The 19,661-nt window shown below is 73.1% G+C and carries 19 protein-coding genes; 9 read left to right on the top strand and 10 right to left on the bottom strand.

The window, feature by feature from the left end; translation table 11 throughout:
* Window positions 1-5: 5 nt before the first annotated feature.
* From hpnH to ACBR40_RS30490, 7 genes are all read right to left on the bottom strand, one after another.
* On the bottom strand, window positions 6-1,010 hold the full coding sequence (gene hpnH, locus ACBR40_RS30520) for an adenosyl-hopene transferase HpnH (RefSeq protein ID WP_344208702.1): 1,005 nt from the start codon (window positions 1,008-1,010) through the stop codon (window positions 6-8).
* Entirely contained in the window at window positions 1,007-1,627 is a 621-nt protein-coding gene (locus ACBR40_RS30515; RefSeq protein WP_371250978.1) for a hypothetical protein, read from the bottom strand. Before ACBR40_RS30515 ends, hpnH begins: the two co-directional genes overlap by 4 nt.
* Window positions 1,624-3,504, bottom strand: a complete 1,881-nt coding sequence (gene shc / locus ACBR40_RS30510) for a squalene--hopene cyclase (RefSeq protein WP_344208698.1) — start codon at window positions 3,502-3,504, stop codon at window positions 1,624-1,626. The genes ACBR40_RS30515 and shc overlap by 4 nt, the downstream gene beginning before the upstream one ends.
* A 1-nt stretch (window position 3,505) precedes the next feature.
* Entirely contained in the window at window positions 3,506-4,498 is a 993-nt protein-coding gene (locus tag ACBR40_RS30505) for a polyprenyl synthetase family protein (RefSeq protein WP_371250977.1), read from the bottom strand.
* Complete coding sequence (gene hpnE / locus ACBR40_RS30500) at window positions 4,495-5,838, bottom strand: hydroxysqualene dehydroxylase HpnE (RefSeq protein WP_344208694.1); 1,344 nt, start codon at window positions 5,836-5,838, stop codon at window positions 4,495-4,497. The genes ACBR40_RS30505 and hpnE overlap by 4 nt, the downstream gene beginning before the upstream one ends.
* Window positions 5,839-5,848: 10 nt before the next feature.
* A complete protein-coding gene (gene hpnC, locus ACBR40_RS30495) occupies window positions 5,849-6,727 on the bottom strand; it encodes a squalene synthase HpnC (RefSeq protein ID WP_371250976.1) in 879 nt (292 codons plus the stop codon).
* A 157-nt stretch (window positions 6,728-6,884) separates the two neighbouring features.
* A complete protein-coding gene (locus tag ACBR40_RS30490; RefSeq protein WP_371250975.1) occupies window positions 6,885-7,607 on the bottom strand; it encodes a polysaccharide deacetylase family protein in 723 nt (240 codons plus the stop codon).
* Window positions 7,608-7,649: 42 nt separating this feature from the next.
* Here ACBR40_RS30490 and ACBR40_RS30485 point away from each other — a divergent pair, with 42 nt between their 5' ends.
* Complete coding sequence (locus tag ACBR40_RS30485) at window positions 7,650-8,807, top strand: hypothetical protein (RefSeq protein WP_371250974.1); 1,158 nt, start codon at window positions 7,650-7,652, stop codon at window positions 8,805-8,807.
* Here ACBR40_RS30485 and ACBR40_RS30480 read toward each other — a convergent pair.
* Window positions 8,703-9,563, bottom strand: a complete 861-nt coding sequence (locus ACBR40_RS30480) for a DMT family transporter (protein WP_371250973.1) — start codon at window positions 9,561-9,563, stop codon at window positions 8,703-8,705. The two genes, ACBR40_RS30485 and ACBR40_RS30480, sit on opposite strands and share 105 nt — an antisense overlap.
* Window positions 9,560-10,462 (bottom strand): squalene/phytoene synthase family protein, encoded by a 903-nt coding sequence (locus tag ACBR40_RS30475; protein ID WP_371250972.1) that lies wholly within the window; start codon window positions 10,460-10,462, stop codon window positions 9,560-9,562. Before ACBR40_RS30475 ends, ACBR40_RS30480 begins: the two co-directional genes overlap by 4 nt.
* A gap of 413 nt (window positions 10,463-10,875) precedes the next feature.
* Between ACBR40_RS30475 and ACBR40_RS30470 the strand changes: the two genes are divergently transcribed.
* From ACBR40_RS30470 to ACBR40_RS30435, 8 genes are all read left to right on the top strand, one after another.
* Complete coding sequence (locus tag ACBR40_RS30470) at window positions 10,876-11,535, top strand: DUF998 domain-containing protein (RefSeq protein ID WP_371250971.1); 660 nt, start codon at window positions 10,876-10,878, stop codon at window positions 11,533-11,535.
* Between the two features lie 37 nt (window positions 11,536-11,572).
* Window positions 11,573-11,947 (top strand): YciI family protein, encoded by a 375-nt coding sequence (locus ACBR40_RS30465; protein ID WP_344208680.1) that lies wholly within the window; start codon window positions 11,573-11,575, stop codon window positions 11,945-11,947.
* A gap of 57 nt (window positions 11,948-12,004) precedes the next feature.
* Window positions 12,005-13,273, top strand: coding sequence for an RNA polymerase sigma factor (locus ACBR40_RS30460; protein WP_344208678.1), 1,269 nt, complete (start codon window positions 12,005-12,007; stop codon window positions 13,271-13,273).
* 203 nt (window positions 13,274-13,476) lie between these two features.
* The gene (locus ACBR40_RS30455) at window positions 13,477-14,973 is read left to right on the top strand and encodes an arabinofuranosidase catalytic domain-containing protein (protein WP_371250970.1); all 1,497 of its coding nucleotides are present in this window, start codon (window positions 13,477-13,479) and stop codon (window positions 14,971-14,973) included.
* 256 nt (window positions 14,974-15,229) lie between these two features.
* On the top strand, window positions 15,230-16,033 hold the full coding sequence (locus ACBR40_RS30450) for a TNT domain-containing protein (RefSeq protein ID WP_371250969.1): 804 nt from the start codon (window positions 15,230-15,232) through the stop codon (window positions 16,031-16,033).
* An 82-nt stretch (window positions 16,034-16,115) separates the two neighbouring features.
* Window positions 16,116-16,484, top strand: a complete 369-nt coding sequence (locus ACBR40_RS30445) for a hypothetical protein (RefSeq protein WP_371250968.1) — start codon at window positions 16,116-16,118, stop codon at window positions 16,482-16,484.
* Between the two features lie 61 nt (window positions 16,485-16,545).
* Window positions 16,546-17,052, top strand: coding sequence for a SigE family RNA polymerase sigma factor (locus tag ACBR40_RS30440; protein ID WP_371250967.1), 507 nt, complete (start codon window positions 16,546-16,548; stop codon window positions 17,050-17,052).
* Window positions 17,049-18,209, top strand: a complete 1,161-nt coding sequence (locus ACBR40_RS30435; protein WP_371250966.1) for a hypothetical protein — start codon at window positions 17,049-17,051, stop codon at window positions 18,207-18,209. The genes ACBR40_RS30440 and ACBR40_RS30435 overlap by 4 nt, the downstream gene beginning before the upstream one ends.
* Window positions 18,210-18,219: 10 nt before the next feature.
* Here the strand turns inward: ACBR40_RS30435 and ACBR40_RS30430 are convergent, their stop codons facing one another.
* Entirely contained in the window at window positions 18,220-19,638 is a 1,419-nt protein-coding gene (locus ACBR40_RS30430; protein WP_371250965.1) for a xylulokinase, read from the bottom strand.
* Between the last annotated feature and the right edge of the window lie 23 nt (window positions 19,639-19,661).

Here is a 19,661-nt window from a genome sequence, read left to right as displayed (position 1 = left end):
CTCGCTCAGCCGCTCCTGATGGCCCGCAGCGACTCCTTCAGCGAGCCGAGCGTGGCGAGGACGGCGGTGGGCTCGTAGCCGCAGTGCGCCATGCAGTTGTCGCACCGCGGGTCGCGGCCCCGGCCGTAGGCCGACCAGTCGGTGTCCTCGATCAGCTCGCGGTAGGTCTGGGCGTACCCGTCGGCCATCAGGTAGCAGGGCCGCTGCCAGCCGAACAGCGAGTACGAAGGGATCGCCCAGGCCGTGCACGGCAGCTCCGTCAGGCCCTCGAGGAAGTCCAGGAACAGCGGCGAGTGGTTGAACCGCCAGCGGCTCCGCCTCCCGCCCTTGAACGCCTCGCGGAACAGCTCGCGCGTCTCCCGCACGCCCATGAACCGATCCTGGACGGGCGCCTTCTCGTACGCGTACGCGGGCGAGATCATCATCTGGTCCACGGCGAGCTCGTCGTTGAGGTAGTCGAGCACCTCGATGACGGTCTGCGGGCTGTCGGAGGAGAAGAACGTCGTGTTCGTGGTCACCCGGAAGCCGCGCCGCTGGCACTCGCGCACGGCGGCGACCGCCTCGTCGAAGACGCCCTCCTTGCACACCGCCGCGTCGTGGCGTTCGCGGACGCCGTCGATGTGCACGGTCCAGGCGAAGTAACGGGAAGGCTCGAACTCGTCGATCTTCTTGGGGATCAGCAGGGCGTTCGTGCACAGGAAGACGTACTTCTTCATGCCGACGAGGCGGCGGACCAGCTCGCCGATCTGCGGGTGCATGAGCGGCTCCCCGCCGGCGATCGAGACCATGGGCGCGCCGCACTCCTCGATGGCCGCGACGGCCTGGTCCACCGGCATGCGCCGTCTGAGCACGTCGGCGGGGTGCTGGATCTTGCCGCACCCGGCGCATTTGAGGTTGCACGCGAACAACGGCTCCAGCTCGACCAGCAGCGGGAACTTGGTCCGTCCCCGGAGCCGCTGGCCGAGGATGTAGCCGCCGATGCGCAGGCTTTGCCGAAGCGGGATCGTCATGGCAGCGGTTCCTTGCGTAGCGGGACGGAAACGGGTTCGGGGGCGACGGCCGCTGCCCAGTGCATCAGGAAGGGGCCGAGGGTGGTGAGCGTGCGCCGCGCGGCGAGGCCACGGGCCAGCGTCGCAGGCCGCAGCAGCGGCGCCCGCGGCGCGTCGACGATGACCCGTACGGCGGCGAGCGGCCGGTCCATGGCGGCGCGCGCCAGCGGCCCGCTCTCCATGTCCACGGCCCGCACGCCCTGACCGGCGAGGCGGCGGCGTTCGGCCTCCCTGACGAGGTGGTCGACGGTGAGCAGCGGCCCGGTCCTGGCGGGCAGGCCGGCGCGGACCAGCTCCTCCACGAGCAGGGCGGCCCAAGGACAGGGATGAGTCCGTCCCCTGAACCGGATCTCGTCGGCCACCAGGACGTCGCCCGGCCGGAGACCGGCGGCGACGGCGCCGCCGAACCCCACGACGGCGACCGCCCCCTGTCCGTGCAGGTGGCCGGCCGCGCGGGCGGCCCGGCGCGGGCCGATCCCGGTGGTGACCACCCTGACGTCCGTGAGGTGGGCCGGCAGGCCGCGCCTGATCGCGTGGGCCTCGATGCCGAGCGCGGCGCAGATCAGCAGGCCGGTCATCGGACGTCCGGCGGGGTGTCGCGGCGCAGGTAGCGCCCGAGGGCGCTGATCGGGAAGACGAGCCGGTAGAGGTGGTAGTTGATGTAGAAGTCGCCGGGGAAACCGGTGCCCGTGAAGTAGGGCTCGTCCCAGGTGCCGTCCGGCCGCTGGTGCTCGACGAGCCAGCGCACGCCGTTCTCCACTGCCGGAGAGCGTTCGCCGGCGGCCAGCAGGGCGAGCAGCGCCCAGGCGGTCTGCGACGCCGTCGAGGCGCCGCGGCCGATCCAGGCGGGGTCACGGTAGGAGCGCAGGTCCTCTCCCCAGCCGCCGTCGTCGTTCTGGTGCCGTTCGAGCCAGGCCACGGCGTTGCGTACGGAGGAATGTCCCGGGTCGACCCCGGCGGCGACGAGGGCCGGCACCACGGCCCCGGTGCCGTAGACGTGGTTGGCGCCCCAGCGGCCGAACCACGAGCCGTCCCGCTCCTGCGCCCTGAGCAGCCAGACCACGCCCCTGCGCAGCTCGGGGGAGTGGGGCCGCTCCTTGGCCAGGGCTTCGACGACGTGCGCGGTGACGTCGGCGGACGGCGGGTCGATCACCGCGCCGAAGTCGCAGAAGGGCAGCTTGGTGCAGAGCACGCGGTCGTTGTCGGCGTCGAACGCCCCGAAGCCGCCGTCGGAGCTCGCCATGCCGGCCATCCACCGGACCCCGCGCTCGATCGCCGGCCGTACGCCGGGGACGTCCAGCCTGCGCAGCGCCAGGATCACCTCGGCGGTGTCGTCGATGTCGGGATAGCCGTCGTTGTCGAACTCGAACGCCCATCCGCCCGGCGACAGTCCGGGCCTGCGCACGGCCCAGTCGCCCGTCGTGGTGATCTCCTCGCGCAGCAGCCAGGCGGCGGCTCCGGTGAGGGCCGGGTGGTCGGCGGGCGTGCCGGCGTCGAGCAGGGCGTTGACCGCGAGCGCGGTGTCCCAGACGGGGGACTGGCACGCCTCCAACCGGCGTCCGTTCTCGTCCCTGATGGTGAACCGGTCGAGTCCCTTGATGGCTTTGGTCAGCACCGGATGGTCGAGCCGGTAGCCGGCGAGGTGGAGCGCGATCACCGAGTAGACCCAGGGGGGCTGGATGCCGCCCCAGGAGCCGTCGGCCTCCTGACGCGCGGCGATCCAGTTGATGGCGCGCCTCAGCGCGGCCCGCCGCAGGATCGGCGAAGGGCGCCGCTCGTAGCGGTGCAGCGCCCTGTCGAGGACGCCGAAGGCTCTCTCCCAGCCTCCGCCCGCGGCCCGGCGCGGCTCCCGTCCGGTGCGCAGCTCGGCCAGGTCGAACGGGAGCCGGCGCACCGGCCGGCACGCGGTCACGACGGTCAGCGGCACGATCGTCTGCCTGGCCCAGCAGGCCCAGTCGTAGATGTTCAGCGGGAACCACGGCGGAAGGAACATCAGCTCGGGCGGCATGACCGGCAGCCGCCGCCACGGCCACTCCCCGAACAGCGCCAGCCAGATCCGGGTGAACACCCGGCTCGCCTCGATGCCGCCCATGTCCAGGATCGGGCCGCGGGCGGCGCGCATGTGCGCCGCGTCGGGCGGGTCGCCGGCGAGCCGCAGCGCGGCGTACGCCTCGACGGTGGTGGACAGGTCGGCGGGTCCTTCGTGGAAGTTGGCCCAGGTGCCGTCGGCCCGCTGCTGCGAGCGGATCCACCGGCCGGCCTCCGCCGTGTCCCGCTCGGTGCGGATGCCGAGGAACTGCCGCAGCAGCAGGTCCTCGGCGTCCATGGTCACGTTGGTCTGCAGCTCGCCCTTCCACCAGCCCTCCGGGGACCGCAGGCCCAGCAGGTGGTCGCAGGCGCTCTGGAGGGCGTGCTCGGCTCCGGTGAGCACGTTCCGGGTCTCAAGAGTCGTCATGTCAGTGGTCCCTGGATGCGATGAATCGGGCGAGGTGCAGGAATTCAGCTCGTACGTCCGGAGGCAGGTCGGCCTCGTCGAGGCACCGGACCGCCGCGTCGAGCCGCCGCCCGGCCTCCGCCTCGGCCCACGCCCGGCCGCCCGCCTCCTCGACCAGGCGGGCGGCCTCGTGCAGGTCGGCCTCGGCGAGCGGCTCGGGCCTGGCCAGCAGTGCGGCGAGCCGCCGACCGGCCGCCGTCCCGCCGGTGAGCGCGGCGACCACGGGCAGGCTCTTCTTACGGGTACGCAGATCGGCGAGCACCGGCTTGCCCGTCGCCTCGGTGCTGCCCCAGATGCCGAGCAGGTCGTCGGCCAGCTGGAAGGCCAGGCCCGCCTCGGCTCCGAACGCGGCCAGGGCGCCGGCCAGAGGTGCGGGGCCGCCGGCCGCCGTGACGCCGATCGAGCAGGCGCAGGCGAGCAGCGAGGCGGTCTTGCACCGCGACATCAGCAGGCACTCCTCCCTCGTCACGTCGTCCCGGTCCTGGAACTCCAGATCGAGGGCCTGGCCCGCGACGAGCGCGAGCACGGCGTCGTTGAGCGCGCGGGCCGCCGCCGCACAGCCCTGTTCCAGCAGCAGCTCCCCGGCCAGGGTGAGCAGGGCGTTGCCGCAGAGGAGCGCGTGGGGGCGGCCGAAGACGGTCCAGGCGGCCGGTCGGTGCCGGCGTACCGGGTCGTCGTCCATGACGTCGTCGTGCAGGAGCGAGAAGGCGTGCACGAGCTCCACCGCCGCGGCGGCGGGCAGGCAGCGCTCGACGTCCGCCCCGGCCGCCCGGCCGGACAACACCGCGAGCGTCGGCCGCAGCGCTTTGCCGCCGCCCGCTTCGCCGCCGTCCGCCCAGCCGAAGTGATAGCGGGCGACGCGCGCGGAGAGCGGGTCGAGACGGCCGACGGCCTCGCGCAGCACCGGCTCCACCAGCTCGCGGGCGGCCTCGACGGCCGGCAGGGTCAGGGTCATGGCGTCGTCTCCTGACGTCGCAGGTGCCGCCTGACCAGGCCGGCCGCGTGCAGTCCACTGCGTACGGCCCCTTCCATGGTGTCGGGCCAGCCGGTGTCGGTCCAGGCGCCGGCGAGGTAGAGGCCGGGCCAGTGGGTGGTGCTGCGCGGGCGGAGCGCCCCGCTGCCGGGCGCCTGGCGGAAGGTCGCGCGCCGTTCTCTGGTGACGAAGAAGTCGGTCAGCCGGGCCCGGCGCGCGGCGGGCAGGACCGAGCGCAGCGCGGGGACGAACACCTCGCGCAGGTCGGCGGTCGGCCGGTCGATCCAGGTGTCCGCGACCGACACGGACACCGCGAGGTACTGGCCCCGGCGCAGGCCCGCGACGCGGGTCTTGTCGAACACCCACTGCACCGGCGAGTCCGTGACCGCGACGAACGGCGCCGGCATGACCGGGCGGTCGTAGACGGCGTGCACGTTGATGATCGGGCTCGCGTCGAGGGCGGTCCACGTGTCCCTGCCGGGCGCCGCGTCCAGGGGCACCAGCTTGGCGGCCTGCTCGTGGCGGGTGGCCACGATGACCGCCGACGCCCCGATCCTGGCGCCGTCCACGACGACGGCCGGTCCGGGCTCGATGGCGCTGACCTTCGCCCCCACCCGTACGTCGCCGCCGCGCCGGACGATGGCCGCCCTGGCGGCGGTGTCGTGCAGCTCGCCCAGAGGGACCAGGGGGATGCCCAGGTCCGCGGCGTCCGGCCGGCCGAGCAGCGCGGTCTTGAACACCTTCACGGCCGGGCCGAGCGCGGCCTCCTCGACGCCCGTGTTGAGCGCCGCCACGGCGAGCAGGTCCCACAGCGCCTGTCGCGCCGGGGCCCGCTGGCCGTGCGCGGCGAGCCAGCTCCCGAACGTCACCTGGTCGAGGACGGGATCGGCCGGATCGAGCCTGCTGAGCGCGATGGAGCCGCGCAGGGCGCGGACCCGGTCGCCGGGACCGAGCAGGCGGTAGCCCGCGAGCGCGGGCACGAAGTGCAACGGTCCCGGCAGTGCGGCCCTGCGCAGCCGCCCCGACCGGCCCGCCGCGCTCAGCACCCGCACGTCGAACCGGCTCTGCAGATCCACCAGCGCGGTGCCGCCGATCCGGTCGAGCAGTCCGCGGTAGGCCGTGCAGCAGCGGAGGAAGACGTGCTGGCCGTTGTCCACCGTCAGCCCGTCGCGCTGGAAGGAGCAGGCCGCGCCGCCCAGCCTCGGGCGGGCCTCGTACAGCGTCACGCGGTGCCCGGCCTCGGTGAGCGCGACGGCCGCCGAGATGCCGGCCAGGCCGCCGCCGATCACCGCCACCGGCTCGGAGCCCGGCCGGGGACTCATCGCGGCCCCCTCATGCCGAAGGAAGGCGTTGGAGCGCCGGATCGGACGATCTCGTGGTCATGAGGACCCGCGCCCACGCCGCGAGCAGGCGCAGGCGGCGCGGGCGCACGGCACGGCCCAGGACGTCGTAGCGGGCGGCGGCCAGCGCGGCCAGGGTCGCGTGACCTCCCGCGACATAACCCGCCACCGCCGTACGGGCGAAGCCGGCCAGCGTGGCGACGATCGCCTCCCCCTCACCCAGCAGCTTCGCGGCCCGCGCGGCCTGCACGGCCACCGCCGCGCGGAGCGGCGGCGAGGTGGCCGTCGCCGCGAGATGGCCGTCCGGGCAGCCGGCCCGCCGCAGGTCCTTCTCCGGCAGGTAGACGCGTCCGCGCCGGTAGTCCTCGCCCACGTCCTGGCAGTGCTCGATGATCTGCAGCGCCGAGCAGACGCGGTCCGACAGGGCCAGCCGGGCGTCGCTCACCTCGCCGAACACGTGCAGCACGAGCCGGCCGACCGGGTTCGCCGAGAGCGCGCAGTAGCCGAGCAGGTCGTCGAACGTCTCGTAGCGGGTGACCGACTGGTCACGCCGGTTGGCCTCGATGAGGTGGTGGAACGGCTCGGCCGGGATCGCGCACTCCCGGACGGTGGGGGCCAGCGCGCGGACCGGCCGCAGCCGCGGGGTCTCCCCGTCGTAGAGCCGCGCCAGGTCGGCCTCGAACTCGTCCAGCAGACGCAGCCGGTCACCGGGAGGCTCCTCGTCGCCGACGTCGTCCACGGAGCGCGCGAAGCCGTACACGGCCATGAGGTGGTCGCGGTGCCGGCGCGGCAGCAGCCGCGAGGCCACCGGGAAGTTCTCCCGGCGGGCCTTTTTCGCGAGCTCCTGTGAATAGCCCTTTCGTGACAGCACGACAGGGAAATTATCCGTCGCCGGGCAGCGCAAACCTGAAGGTGATTCGTTTCCGTTCCATTGGCGCTGCATTTACTTTTCGGGGCCGCCGGTATATTGGCGTTTGAATGCGCGGGGAAAGGGGACTCGCCATTATGGAAACCCGCTGCACCGGCATTTAACGGCGGCTCGCCGCCACGCCGTGGTCGCGCAGCGGCCCCACCCGCAGGCCCATGAGCCGGCAGCGCTCCACGAGTGCGGGGAGGGCGTCGAGCGCCGATCGCCAGGAACCAGGAACGGAGGCGTGGTCGGAGTCATGCAGCAGGACGGTCGCCCCGCCGCGCAGCCCGGCCGTCACGGTGGCGAGGACCGAGCGCGCCGTGGCGGCCGCCTCCCAGTCCCGGCCCCAGTCGGTCCACAGCACGGGACGCAGCCCCAGCGCGCGGGCGGAGACCAGCGCCTCCAGGCTGAGCGCCCCGTAGGGCGGGCGGTACCAGGCCGCGCGGACCCCGCAGACCTCCCGCACCAGGGCGGCGGCGCGGCCGATCTCGGCCGTCAGCCGGCCGGGCGGGGCGATCAGGGCGTTGCCGTGCCGCCAGCCGTGCACGGCCAGCTCGTGGCCCTCGGCCACGATGCGGCGGCCCAGCCCCGGATGGCGTTCGAGCAGCTCGCCGAGGACGAAGAAGGTCGCGTGGGCGCCGAGGCGTCCCAGCTCGTCCAGGAAACGCGGGGTGGAGCCGGGGTGGGGGCCGTCGTCGAAGGTGAGCGCCACGTGGGCGGGGTCACCGGCGCCGGCCAGCGCGGGCATCCGGCGACGGACCGACGGCAGCCAGGTGGCGGCCGGGGCCGCGTGCAGCAGGGACAGGCAGGCCAGCCCGAGCGGCAGGGCGAACCGGCTCATCGTCGTGCCGCTCGTCCGCCCGGGGGAGCGGGGAGGCGGCGGGTGCTCATCCTCACCGCGTCCATGGGCAGCGGCCACGACGGGGTCGCCGCCGAGCTGGCCGCGCGGCTCGCGGCCGAGGATGCCGACGCGCGGATCATCGATGTCCTCCTGCTCTTCCCGCTCCGGCTGGGACCGGCGCTGCGTCATGGGTACCGCTGGATGATCCTGCGCGCCCCCTGGCTCTACGAGCTCATCTACCAGGTCTTCTTCGTGGGCAAACGGGCGCCGGGGACGTCTCCGCTCACGGTGCTCGCGGCCGCCCGCCTGCGCCGGCTCGTCGAGGACTGGCGGCCCGACGAGGTCGTCTCGACGTTCCACCTGGCCGCGCAGATCACCGGGCGGCTGCGCGAGCGCGGCGGGCTGCCGTGCCCGAGCACGGTGCTGGTCACGGACTTCGCGGTGCACCGGTTGTGGTTGCACCAGGGCAACGACCGGTACCTGTGCCCGAATCCCGACATCATTGGATATATAGCCGCATGCACCCGTCGGCCGGCGTTGCGCTGCGCGCCGGTCGTCCGCCCGGTGTTCGGGCAGGCGGTGGCCGATCCCGTACGGGTGGCCCGCGGCGTGGGCGCGGACCCCGGCGCCCGGCTCGTCCTGGTGTCGGGAGGGTCATGGGGAGCGGGGGAGATCGTCGCGACCACGCGGGCTCTGGCCCGGTCGGGGCGGTACACGCCGCTCGTGCTGTGCGGGGACAACGCGGCGCTGCGCCGCCGCCTGCGCCTGGCCGGACTGGGGCCCGCGCTCGGCTGGCGCGACGACGTCCCCGAGCTGATGGCGGCCGCGTACGCCCTGGTCGACAACGGTTCCGGCCTGACCTGCGAGGAGGCGTTCGCCGCCGGGCTGCCGGTCGTCGTCCACCGGCCGATCAGCGGCCACGGGCGCGACGGCGCGCGGGCGATGGCCGCGGCCGGGGTGAGCGCGTGCACCGGCGACGCGGCCGCGCTGCTGGAGGCGCTGGACCGCCTCGCCGACGCGCGGGCGCGTGGGCGCCAGGCGGACCGCGCCTCCGCCCTGTTCGCCGCGATGCCGGCCGAGGCGGGTCTCGTCTCCTCACCGAAGGGGAGTGTTCTGGGCCTGGACGATCGGCGAGCGGGCCAGTTGGATGACGCCGTAGGCCATGCTCCCGATGCCGATCGCCTCGAACACGATCCATGAGCCGGAGCGGATGGGCTCCCCGAACAACAGCCCGCCGTAGAGGATGCCGGCGATGGGGTCGCTGATGGTCAGCGCGGGCTGCGCGATCACCAGGGGACCGCTGTGCAGGGCGTGCTGCAGGAGGAGCAGGCTGCACAGGCCGGCCAGCACCATCGCGTACAGCTGCCAGGACCGCGGCAGCGCGCTCAGGTCCTCCTCGGCGATGGCCGTGCACCTCTTGATGAGCGTCGCGGTGAAGGCGAAGCCGATGCCCGCGGCGACGCCCAGCGCCGCGGGCCGCAGCGCTCCCCTCGCCAGGACCCCCACCGCGACCAGCGCGGCCACGACGGCCGCGGTCACGGCGGTGGCGACGATCCAGCCGATCGCGTCGGGCAGCCACCGCCCCACGTCGGGAGCCGCCGCGATGAGGAAGATCGCGAGCCCGGCCGACAGCGCGCCGATCGCCAGCCAGGTGCGCCGATCCAGGACGATGCCGAACGCCATCGACAGGATGATCATGGTGAACGGCAGCTCGACCACCATGACCGGCTGGACCAGGGCGACGGCTCCGCGCGACAGCGCGGCGGCCTGGAACAGGAAGCCGCCGATCAGCGCCGTGATCCCCCACAGCCACACCGGTTTCCGCACCAGCGCCAGGATCAGGCCCGCCTGCGCTGCCGGCCCCTGCGGCACCGTCAGCGCCGCGCGGCGCTGCAGGACCGACGCGACGGCGTTGCACAGCGCCGCGAGCACCGCCAGCAGCGCGGCTGTGATCAACGGAACCCGGCGCGATCGGCCGGCCGGCCTCTCGCGCGCCCGGCGCGGGCGAGGGCGCGCACCGCGACCACGGACTTCTCCTTCGTCGTCAGGGAGAGCCTGGCGGCCACCGCGCGACGGGGATCGGCCGAGATGCGGTCGAGCAGGCACCGGTAGATGCCGGCCATGGTGGCCGTGCAGGCGGCGCTGCGCGCGTCCAGCAGCGGCAGCAGGCCCATCCCGACGGCGAACCAGTCGCGCGCCCGGTCGGCCTCGAACCTGACCAGCTCGGCCAGACGCTCCGGCGGGTCGACGAACCGGCCGGACGCGTCGACGTCCAAGGTGCAGCCGAACCGCTTGAGGTCCTCCGCGGGCAGGTAGATCCGCCCGGCCAAGCGGTCCTCGCGCAGGTCGCGCAGGATGTTGGTGATCTGCAGGGCCACGCCGAGCGCGTCGGCGAGCGGCGTGGCAGCCTCGGCGTCGTCCGAGCCGAACACGCCCAGCGAGAGCCGCCCGATCGAGCCGGCGACGCACCGGCAGTAGCCGACCAGGTCCTCGAACTCCGTGTACGTCCTGCCGTGCACGTCGGCGACGCAGCCGTCCACCAGGTCGGCGAACGCGCCGAGCGGGATCGGATAACGGCGCGCGGCCTCGAACACCGCCACCAGCACGAGGTCGTGCGCCTCGGGGACGGGTGCGCCGAGCGTCTCGCGGACCGCCGACAGCCCGGCCAGCCGCTGCCCGGCCGGGCCGTCGCCGTCGGCGATGTCGTCGATCCTGCGGGCGAGCGCGTAGACGGCGCTCAGCGCACGCCGCTTGGGGACGGGGAGCAGCCGCAGACCGTACGAGAAGTTGCGGGCCTGACTGCGCATGATCTGCTCGCAGTGCCGGTACGCCTTCTTCGAATGCTCGGACATCATGGCAGCGACGGCCGTTTGCGTATTTTTCCCCATGGCATGGATGAGGGCTGTCCGCTGGCTCGTGGCGATAAACCCGAGCGTCGGCCGGAAAGGGAGCCGCCGGACATGACCGGGCCATTTGTTTGCGCGCGGTTGAAGAATCCCGCCACCTCTTTGTTTCGCTCGGTGAATGCCCGGAGACTTTCAGGACGACCGCGGCCGGGAGGGACCGCGCGGTCGCCCAGGGGCCGGGGCGGGGCCGGCCGGGCCGCCCCCGTCCGGCGGCGGTCGCGAACCCCGCCGCCGGGCCGGGGTGCCGCGTCCCGAAAAGATCTTGAAAGATCTTGGGGGCGGGTGTCGAAATCGGCCCGCCCCGTTCGCAGCGTAGGCAGACGGTCCGGATGCGCCGGTCCCGCGACAGGAGGTTGACGACCATGACTCTGCAGCTCGCCCACACCCGCCCGGTCTCCACCCAGCGCCTGCTCCTCGGCTGCGGCGTCCTCGCCGGCCCCTTCTACGTGACGGTCGCCCTGGCCCAGGCGCTCACCCGTGAGGGCTTCGACCTGGCCCGCCACCCGTGGAGCTTCCTGGCCAACGGAGAGCTCGGCTGGATCCAGACCGCCAACTTCGTCGTCGCCGCCCTCGCCACCATCGCCGCGGCAGCCGGCCTGCGCCGCGCCCTGACGCCCGGACGGGGAGCCCGGTGGGCGCCGGCCCTGGTCGGCGTGTTCGGCGCCGGCATGATCGGCGCCGCGGTCTTCCCCGCCGACCCCGCGATGGGCTTCCCCGCGGGGACCCCTGAGGGTCCGGGCGTCGTCACCCTGTCCGGGACCCTGCACATGGCCGTCGGCGGCGTCGGGTTCCTGTGCATGGCGGCGGCCTGCTACGTCATCGCCTCCCGGCAGGCCCGCCAGGGCCACGGCGGCTGGGCTCTGTACTCCCGCGTCACCGGCACACTGTTCCTCGGCTCGTTCGTCGGCATCGCGAGCGGGGCCGGCGCCGCCTGGACCAACCTCATGTTCGTCGCCGGCATCGTCGCGGTCTGGACCTGGCTGTCGCTGGTGTCGCTGAGCCTGTCCCGTGACGCCGCCTGACCACCTGTAACACCTCATAACGAGAAGGAGATTCACGATGCGCTACCTGGTCACGTTCAAGGCCACCGCCCAGCCCGCCGGACCGCCGCCGGCCGACCTCATGGAGGCCATCTTCAAGCTCGGTCAGGAGGCCACCGAGGCCGGGGTCCTGCTCGACAACAGCGGCCTGGCCCCCAGCTCCGAGGGAGCGCGGGTCGAGGTGAGCGGGGGCCGGCTGACCGTCAGCGACGGGCCGTTCGCCGAGGCCAAGGAGCTGATCAGCTACGCCCTGTACGAGGTCAGGAGCAAGGAGGAGGTCGTGGAATGGACCACCCGTTTCGTCAAGCTGCACCGTGACCTGTGGCCGGGATGGGAGGGCGAGTCGGACGTCCTGCGGCTGTTCGGGCCCGAGGACTTCGCCCCGCCGGCCTGACCGGGCCGCTCCACCAGGCCGGGGACATGATCCCCGGCCTGATGGTATTCAGGACATATGACGGTAGCTGTTGCGCATCGGGCGGTGGAGGCGGTGTGGCGGATCGAGTCCGCCCGGGTCATCGCGGCTCTGGCCCGCATGGTCGGCGACATCGGACTGGCCGAGGAGCTGGCGCAGGACGCCCTGGTGGCCGCGCTCGAAGAGTGGCCGGTCAAGGGCGTGCCCGAGAATCCGGGGGCGTGGCTGACGCTCACGGCCAAGCACCGGGCCGTCGACCAGTTCCGCCGCCGCGACACCTACCAGCGCAAGCTGCAGGAGATCGGCATGGACATGGAGCTCCGCCAGGAGTCGGCGCAGGCCGAGCTGGACGACGCCCTCGACGACCACATCGGCGACGACCTGCTCCGCCTGATCTTCACCGCCTGCCACCCCGCGCTCCCCGTCGAGGGCCGGCTGGCGCTCACGCTCCGCCTGCTCGGCAACCTGACCACCGCCGAGATCGCCCGCGCCTTCCTGGTCCCCGAGCCCACCGTCGGGCAGCGCATCTCGCGCGCCAAGCGCACCCTCGCCGACAAGAGGATCCCGATCGAGCTGCCGCCGCCCGCCGAGCTGCCGGCCCGGCTGGCCTCCCTCCTGGAGGTCATCTACCTGATCTTCAACGAGGGGTACGCGGCGACCGCGGGCGACGACTGGATCCGCCCGTCGCTGTGCCAGGAGGCCATGCGCCTCGGCCGCGTGCTGGCCGGACTCATGCCGGAAGAGCCCGAGGTCCACGGTCTGCTCGCGCTCATGGAGATCCAGGCGTCGCGGCTCCCGGCCAGGACCGCCCCCGACGGCACGCCCATCCTCCTGCTCGACCAGGACCGCAGCCGCTGGGACCGGCTGCTGATCCGCCGGGGCCTGGCGGCGCTGCGCCGCGCCGAGGAGCTGGGCACGCTCGGTCCGTACGGGCTGCAGGCCGCCATCGCCGCGTGCCACGCCCGCGCGCTCACCCCGGAGGCCACCGACTGGGAGCGCATGGCCGCCCTCTACCGGCTGCTGGCCCACCTCACGCCCTCGCCGATCGTCGAGCTGAACCGGGCGGTCGCGGTCGGCATGGCGTACGGGCCCGCGCGCGGCCTGGAGATCGCCGACGGCCTCCGGGACGAGCGGGCCCTGCGGGGGTACGCGCATCTGCCCGCCGTACGCGGGGACCTGCTGGCCAAGCTGGGGCGGGCCGAGGAGGCGAGCGCCGAGTTCCGGCGCGCGGCCGAGCTGACCAGGAACGCCCGCGAGCGCGACCTGTTCCTGGACCGCGCCGCCGCACTCGGCGCCCGTCTGGCCTGAGCGCGCGGAGTTGACACCGGCCTTCGACGGCTATTGACAGTCGCCATCTCGGCGATGACACTTTGGTCGAAACGCCGCGGAAATATTATGGCCATAAATGTTAGCGCTAACAAGCCGGTTCTCCGGCGGCTGATGTTAGCGCTAACAATCATTCCCTTCACCGCCTGGCACCGCGCTGCCTCGCCGCACAAGAAAGGCACACCATGGGTTTCTGGTCCTTGCGCCATTGGCGGCGAACGGCCCTCACCGTCGCCTCCTCGGCGGCGCTCGTCGTCACCGCGCTGGTCGCCGTGCCACCAGGCGCCGCACAGGCGGCCGGGACGTCGTCCTGCGACATCTACGCGAGCGGCGGCACCCCGTGCGTCGCCGCGCACAGCACCACCCGCGCCCTCTTCGGCTCCTACAACGGGCCGCTCTACCAGGTGCGACGCTGGTCCGACGGCGCGACGGCCAACATCGGCGTGCTCAGCGCCGGCGGTTACGCGAACGCCGCCACCCAGGACTCCTTCTGCTCGGGCACGTACTGCACGATCGTCCGCGTCTACGACCAGACCTCGCGCCACAACGACCTCACGATCGCCCCGGGCGGCGGCGCGAATCCCACAGCCGACCAGGGCGCGAACGCGGCGGCCCTGCCCGTGACGGCGGGCGGCCACAAGGTCTACGGCATCTACATGTCGGCGGGCAACGGCTACCGCAACAACGCGACGAACGGCGTCGCCACCGGCAGCCAGCCCGAGGGCATGTACATGGTGACCGAGGGCACGCACGTCAACGACCGGTGCTGCTTCGACTACGGCAACGCCGAGACGAACAACATGGACACCGGCAACGGCGACATGGACGCGATCTACTTCGGCACGCTCTGCTGGTTCTCGCCGTGCGCGGGCGGGCCGCGCGTCGCCGCCGACCTGGAGAACGGGCTGTTCGCCGGCGGCAACGGCTCCTGGACCGCGAACACCGGCCGCAACTCCGCGTTCGTGACGGCCATGCTGAAGAACAACGGCACCTCGACGTACGCCATCAAGGACGGCAACGCCCAGTCCGGCGGCCTGGCGACCCGGTACGACGGACCGCTGCCCACCCAGGCGGGCTACCGCCCGATGACCAAGCAGGGCGCCATCATCCTCGGCATCGGCGGCGACAACAGCAACGGCTCCGTCGGATCGTTCTTCGAGGGCGTCATGACCAGCGGCTATCCGAGCGACGCCACGGAGAACGCCGTGCAGGCCAACATCGTCTCCGTCGGCTACAGCAAGAGCGTCACCTTCCCCGTGAACGGAGCCACCTACCGGATCACGAACCTCGCGAGCGGCAAGGTGCTCGACGCGGTCAACTGCGGCACGGCCAACGGCACGCAGATCGACCAGTGGCAGGCGCTCGGCAACGCCTGCCAGCAGTGGCGCTTCACCAGCGTCGGCGCGAACAAGTGGACGATCACCAACGTCAACGCCGGCAAGGTGCTCGACGCGGTCAACTGCGGGCTGGCCCTCGGCACGGCCGTCAACCTGTGGCAGCCGCTCGGCAACCTCTGCCAGCAGTGGGCGGTCGTGCCCGCGGGCAACGGGCGGTACGAGCTCGTGGTGGAGAACAGCGGCATGGTGCTCGACAACCAGAACTGCGGCACGGCGAACGGCACGCCGGTCCGGTTGTGGATGTGGCTCAACAACACCTGCCAGCTCTGGTCGATCGCACCGTAGAGCCGGCCCGCTCGCGCCGGCTCCTCCTCGACGGCCGCGCGGCCGTCGAGGAGGAGCGCGCCATACCCGACATCGAATACAAATCACCACATATGACTATTTAGCCTTCGAGTTTTGCTGTTCTCTTAGAGTGCCCGAGATTGCGATTCCGGCGATGGCGGGAATGTAGGAATCGATCACTATACGCGGCGCTTGGCCGTCCATTCTCTGGTGATCAGTTCTCATTCGTTCGCCATTGAGGATCGACGGGAAAGTCATGCCGGAAAACCGACGCGGCGCCATGCTGGCCGCCGCGCTGTGCACGATGTTGAGCGCCATGGGCGGCACGGCCGCGTACGCCGAGAGCGCCGTCCAGCCCGAGACCCAGCTCGTCCAGCAGCAGCTGGAGCTCAGCACGCCGTCTTCGAGCAAGGACACGCCCACCGGGTCGGCCGCCGTCCCGGTGCCCGGCAAGCGGGTCTGCGGCCCCCCTTACATCACCGGCGACCCCGACCTCGGGCCGACCGTCCTGCCGAGAACCGGCTACCTGGGGGCGATCCTGCACGGCTACGTGCCGCTGGGCGGCCTCTCCCCGCAGCACTTCCTCTCCCGCTACTGGGACTACGACCTGCGCAACTACCGTTTCCCGCCCGACTCCGGCTTCGGCCGTTCCGGCAACTACCCGAACGGCCGGCTGCTGCTCAAGACGACCACCCTGCAGCCCGGCATGAAGCTCGACCGGTTCGGCAGCAACGCGGGCTCGTTCCTGGCGCCGATGGGCGACCTGTTCATCAGACGCGGACTGCCGCCGCGGAACCTGAACACCAGCTCCGCGGCCCCCATGAACCTGTGCAACTATCACGCGTTCGTCGTGAGGACCGCGTTCGGCGTCGAGGTGGGCCCGGCCGCTCCCGCGTTCCAGATGCCGGGCGGCGGCACGCAGTATCACGTGATCAGCAGGCTCGTCCCCGGGTTCCCGCAGACGAACGACGAGGTGCCGGTGAGCGTCCTGGTGGCCAGGGGGTTCTTGGAGGAGTTCAATCCGTTCGCGTCCGTCGATCTCGTGACCGCCGTCAAGTGAACCGGCCGGGGCCCCGCCGACCTCCCGTCGGCAGGGGCCCCTGACGTCGACCCGGCCGCGGCTGATGCCCCAGAATCACGCTGTGCGCCTCATCCTGAGGTCCGCCCTGGCAGGGGCCGCGGTGGCGTTCGCGCTGCTGCTGCTGCTCCTCCACTGGCCGACCCGTGACTCGGACTCCGAGCTCAAGCTGCTGTCGGCGTTCGCGCTCGCGCCCTTCCCGCTCAGCCTGGTGGCCGCGTGGCTGGCCCGCCTGTCTCCTTGGCCGCTCGTGGGGATGCTGGCGCCGTTCGCCATGCTGGCGGTCGCCTTCCTCCAGCCGGACTACGGCTCCTGGATGCCCGACGGGAACCTCCCGCTCCACCTCTTCGTCGCCGTACCCGCGACGACCGGCTTCGTGGTCACCGCCCTGATCTGCGCCTGGCTCATGAGTGAGGCCAAGGCGACCGGGTGAGGTTCAACAGTTCGGGGGCTCGGTCCGTCTACAGGGGGACGGAACGAGGAAAGGTTGGATCTTGGAGGATGACTCCAGGTTCGAGAGCTTCGTGGCGGATCGCGCCGACGCGTTGCTGCGGTACGGCTACGTGCTCAGCGGCAACGCCCACGACGCGGCCGATCTGACGCAGGAGGCGCTGATCAGGCTGCACCGGGCCTGGCCCCGCGTACGGCGCAAGCAGGACCCCGAGGCGTACACCCGCACGATCATGGCCAGGCTGCACATCAGCGTCTGGCGGCGGCGCAGGCGGGAGCACCTGTTCGGCGAGGTGCCGGACGCACCCGTACGCCAAGACCTGCTGCCGTCCGAGGCGGAGCAGGGGTTGTGGGAGGCGCTGAAGGGGCTGCCGCGCAAGCAGCGGACCGTGCTCGTCCTGCGCTACTACGAGGACCTGGCGGACGAGGAGATCGCCCGGGTGCTCGGGATCTCGCGCGGGACGGTGCGCAGCCACGCCTCCCTGGGTCTCGGCAAGCTGCGTTCCGCCCTGTCAGACGACCGTCGCGAGGCCGAGGAGGGCATTTCATGATGACCGAGGACGAGCGGGTGGAGGGCCTGCTGCGGAGCACCCTCCGGCACGCCGCCGAAGACGCGCCGCAGTCGCCGGCCGGGCTGCCCGGCCGGGTCGTGGCGCGGTCGCGGGGCAGACGGCGCGACCGGATGCGGATGCTGGCGGCGGTGGTGGGCACGGCGGCGGCCGTGGCCGTCGTGACGACGGGGCTGGGCGGCGGCGGTGGCGTGGACGTGGCCACCGGCGTTCTCCAGCCGGTGCCGTCCACAGGCGTGAACGCGTCCGGCCGCGAGATCGGGCTGGAGGGCAAGCCGCCGCTGGGCGACCGATTGGTCGTGGACGACCCGGCGCTCGGCGGGGCTGTGGAGCTCTGGTACGCGCGGCGCTCCGACGGCGCCCTGGCCTTCTGCCGGCTGCACCGGAACAGGACGGGCGGGTCGTCGTCCTCCTGCAACGCCGGGCCGGTCAGCGGGGATGCGTCGTTCGAAGGAACCACCGAGTCGTGGCCGCCGCCCGAGAAGACGCTGTACTTCGGCGCGGCCGGCGACCGGGTCGCGGGGGTGAACGCCGTCTCGGCCACGGGACGAAGGACGCCCGCGCAGATCACGCGTCCGGCCGGCGCGCCCCGGGCCATCTGGACGGTCACCCTGCCCGCCTCGACGCGGGTGACGGGCTTCGAGTTCACCGACGCGCGGGGCCTGACGGTGGCCACGGCGACGCACACGCCGCTGACCGTGCCGGAGGCGACGGCCGAGCCGGTCGGTACGGTGCTGCGGCTGGGCGGCGGGCTGAGCGCCAACGTGTTCGACGTCCCCGACCGGACCCTGATCTGGCGGCTGGACGGGGATCCGGTGGCCGCCGACCTCGTACGCGCCAAGGATCTCCTGCGCGACCTGGGCGGGGGGAGGATCCCGGTGCTGCTGCACGAGCGCGAGCGCCGCTGGTTCGGCGTCGTGGCCGACCTGCGGACGACCGAGGTCGAGCTGGTCTTCCCGGACGGGCGCAGGGCGACCGCCACGACCAGGAAGGACCCGTGGGGGATCGGCGTGCGGCTGTTCGCGGGTAGGCACGGGCGCGACGGCGACATCTACGGGAAGGGCTTCGAGGTCGTCGGGTACGACGCCGCCGGCCGGGAGCTCTGGCGCGAGCCCTACGCCCCGACCGCGGGCCGATGAGCGGGCACGATCAGTCGAGGATGTGCTCGGTGGCGCGGGCGTAGCGGGCGCGGATCTCGGGGACGGCCTCGCCGTCGTACGTGGCCGTCTCCTCCGCCCCCCGCCACTCCGGCGTGGTCAGCAGCGTCGCCGCCTGGTAGGCGGCCCCGTCGGCGACGTACTCGGCGGGGGGCGGCACGGTGACGGGCACGCCGAAGACGGTCGGCGCGATGCGCCGGACGGCCTCCGAGCGGGCCGCGCCGCCGATCATGAGCACCCGTTCGGGCCGCGTGCGCAGCGCGTCGAGGGCGTCGGCGAGGCCGCACAGCATGCCCTCGACGGCCGCGCGGGCCAGGTGGGCGGGGGTGGCGGTGGCCAGCGTCAGCCCGTGGACCGAGCCGGTGGCGGTGGGGCGGTTGGGGGTGCGCTCGCCTTCGAGGTAGGGCACCAGGGTCAGCCCGCCGGCCCCGGCGGGGGCCTGGAGCGCGAGGTCGCTCAGCTCGCCGAGGCCGACGCCGGCGATGCGGGCGGCGGCGTCGAGGACGCGGGCGGCGTTGAGCGTGCACACCAGCGGCAGGAAGCGGCCCGTCGCGTCGGCGAACCCCGCCACCGCGCCCGTCGGGTCGGCGCTGGGCTGCTCGGCGACCGCGAAGGCGGTGCCCGAGGTGCCGAGCGAGACCACGACGTCGCCGGGGCGGGCGCCCACGCCGAGCGCGGCGGCCATGTTGTCGCCGGTGCCGGGCGCGAGCAGGACACCGCCGTCGTAGGCCCGGTCGGTGGGGCCGAGCACGCGGGGCAGCAGCGGCGTCCCGCCGAAGGCGGCCTTCAGCAGGTCGGTGCGGTAGGAGCCGGTGAACGGCGACCAGTAGCCGGTGCCGGAGGCGTCGCCCCGGTCGGTCGTGAGCGCGTCGAGGGGCGCGAGCGGCGCGTCCGCCCAGCCCTCGCGGGAGAACGGGACGCCGGAGGCGAGCGCCCCGGCCAGCCGCCAGGTCAGCCAGTCGTGGGGGAGGCACACGGCGGCGGTGCGGCGGGCGTTGTCGGGCTCGTGCTCGGCGAGCCACCGCAGCTTGGTGATCGTGAACGACGCCACCGGCACCGAGCCGACCGCGTCGGCCCACGCCTGAGGGCCGCCCAGCTCGGTGGTGAGGTCGGCGGCGGCCCGGGCGGAGCGGGTGTCGTTCCAGAGCAGGGCATCGCGTACGATATTTCCGGACTCGTCCAGGCAGACCATGCCGTGCTGCTGCCCGCCCACGCTGACGGCCGCGACCCCGTCGAGCCCGCCGGCGCCCTCCAGGGCCTCCAGCAGCGCCGCCCACCAGTGCGACGGGTGGACCTCCGTGCCCTCGGGATGCCGGGCCCGGCCCTCGCGGACCAGCGCGCCCGTCTCCGCGTCACGGATGACGACCTTGCAACTCTGCGTCGAAGAATCGACCCCGGCGACCAGCGTCACTCACGGACTCCTTGTCGGGCGCA

The organism is Nonomuraea sp. AD125B (assembly GCF_041402765.1).
GTDB classification, from domain to species: domain Bacteria; phylum Actinomycetota; class Actinomycetes; order Streptosporangiales; family Streptosporangiaceae; genus Nonomuraea; species Nonomuraea bangladeshensis.
Note: the sequence above shows the minus strand (reverse complement) of the source record. Positions and strands in the feature narration are given on the sequence as shown.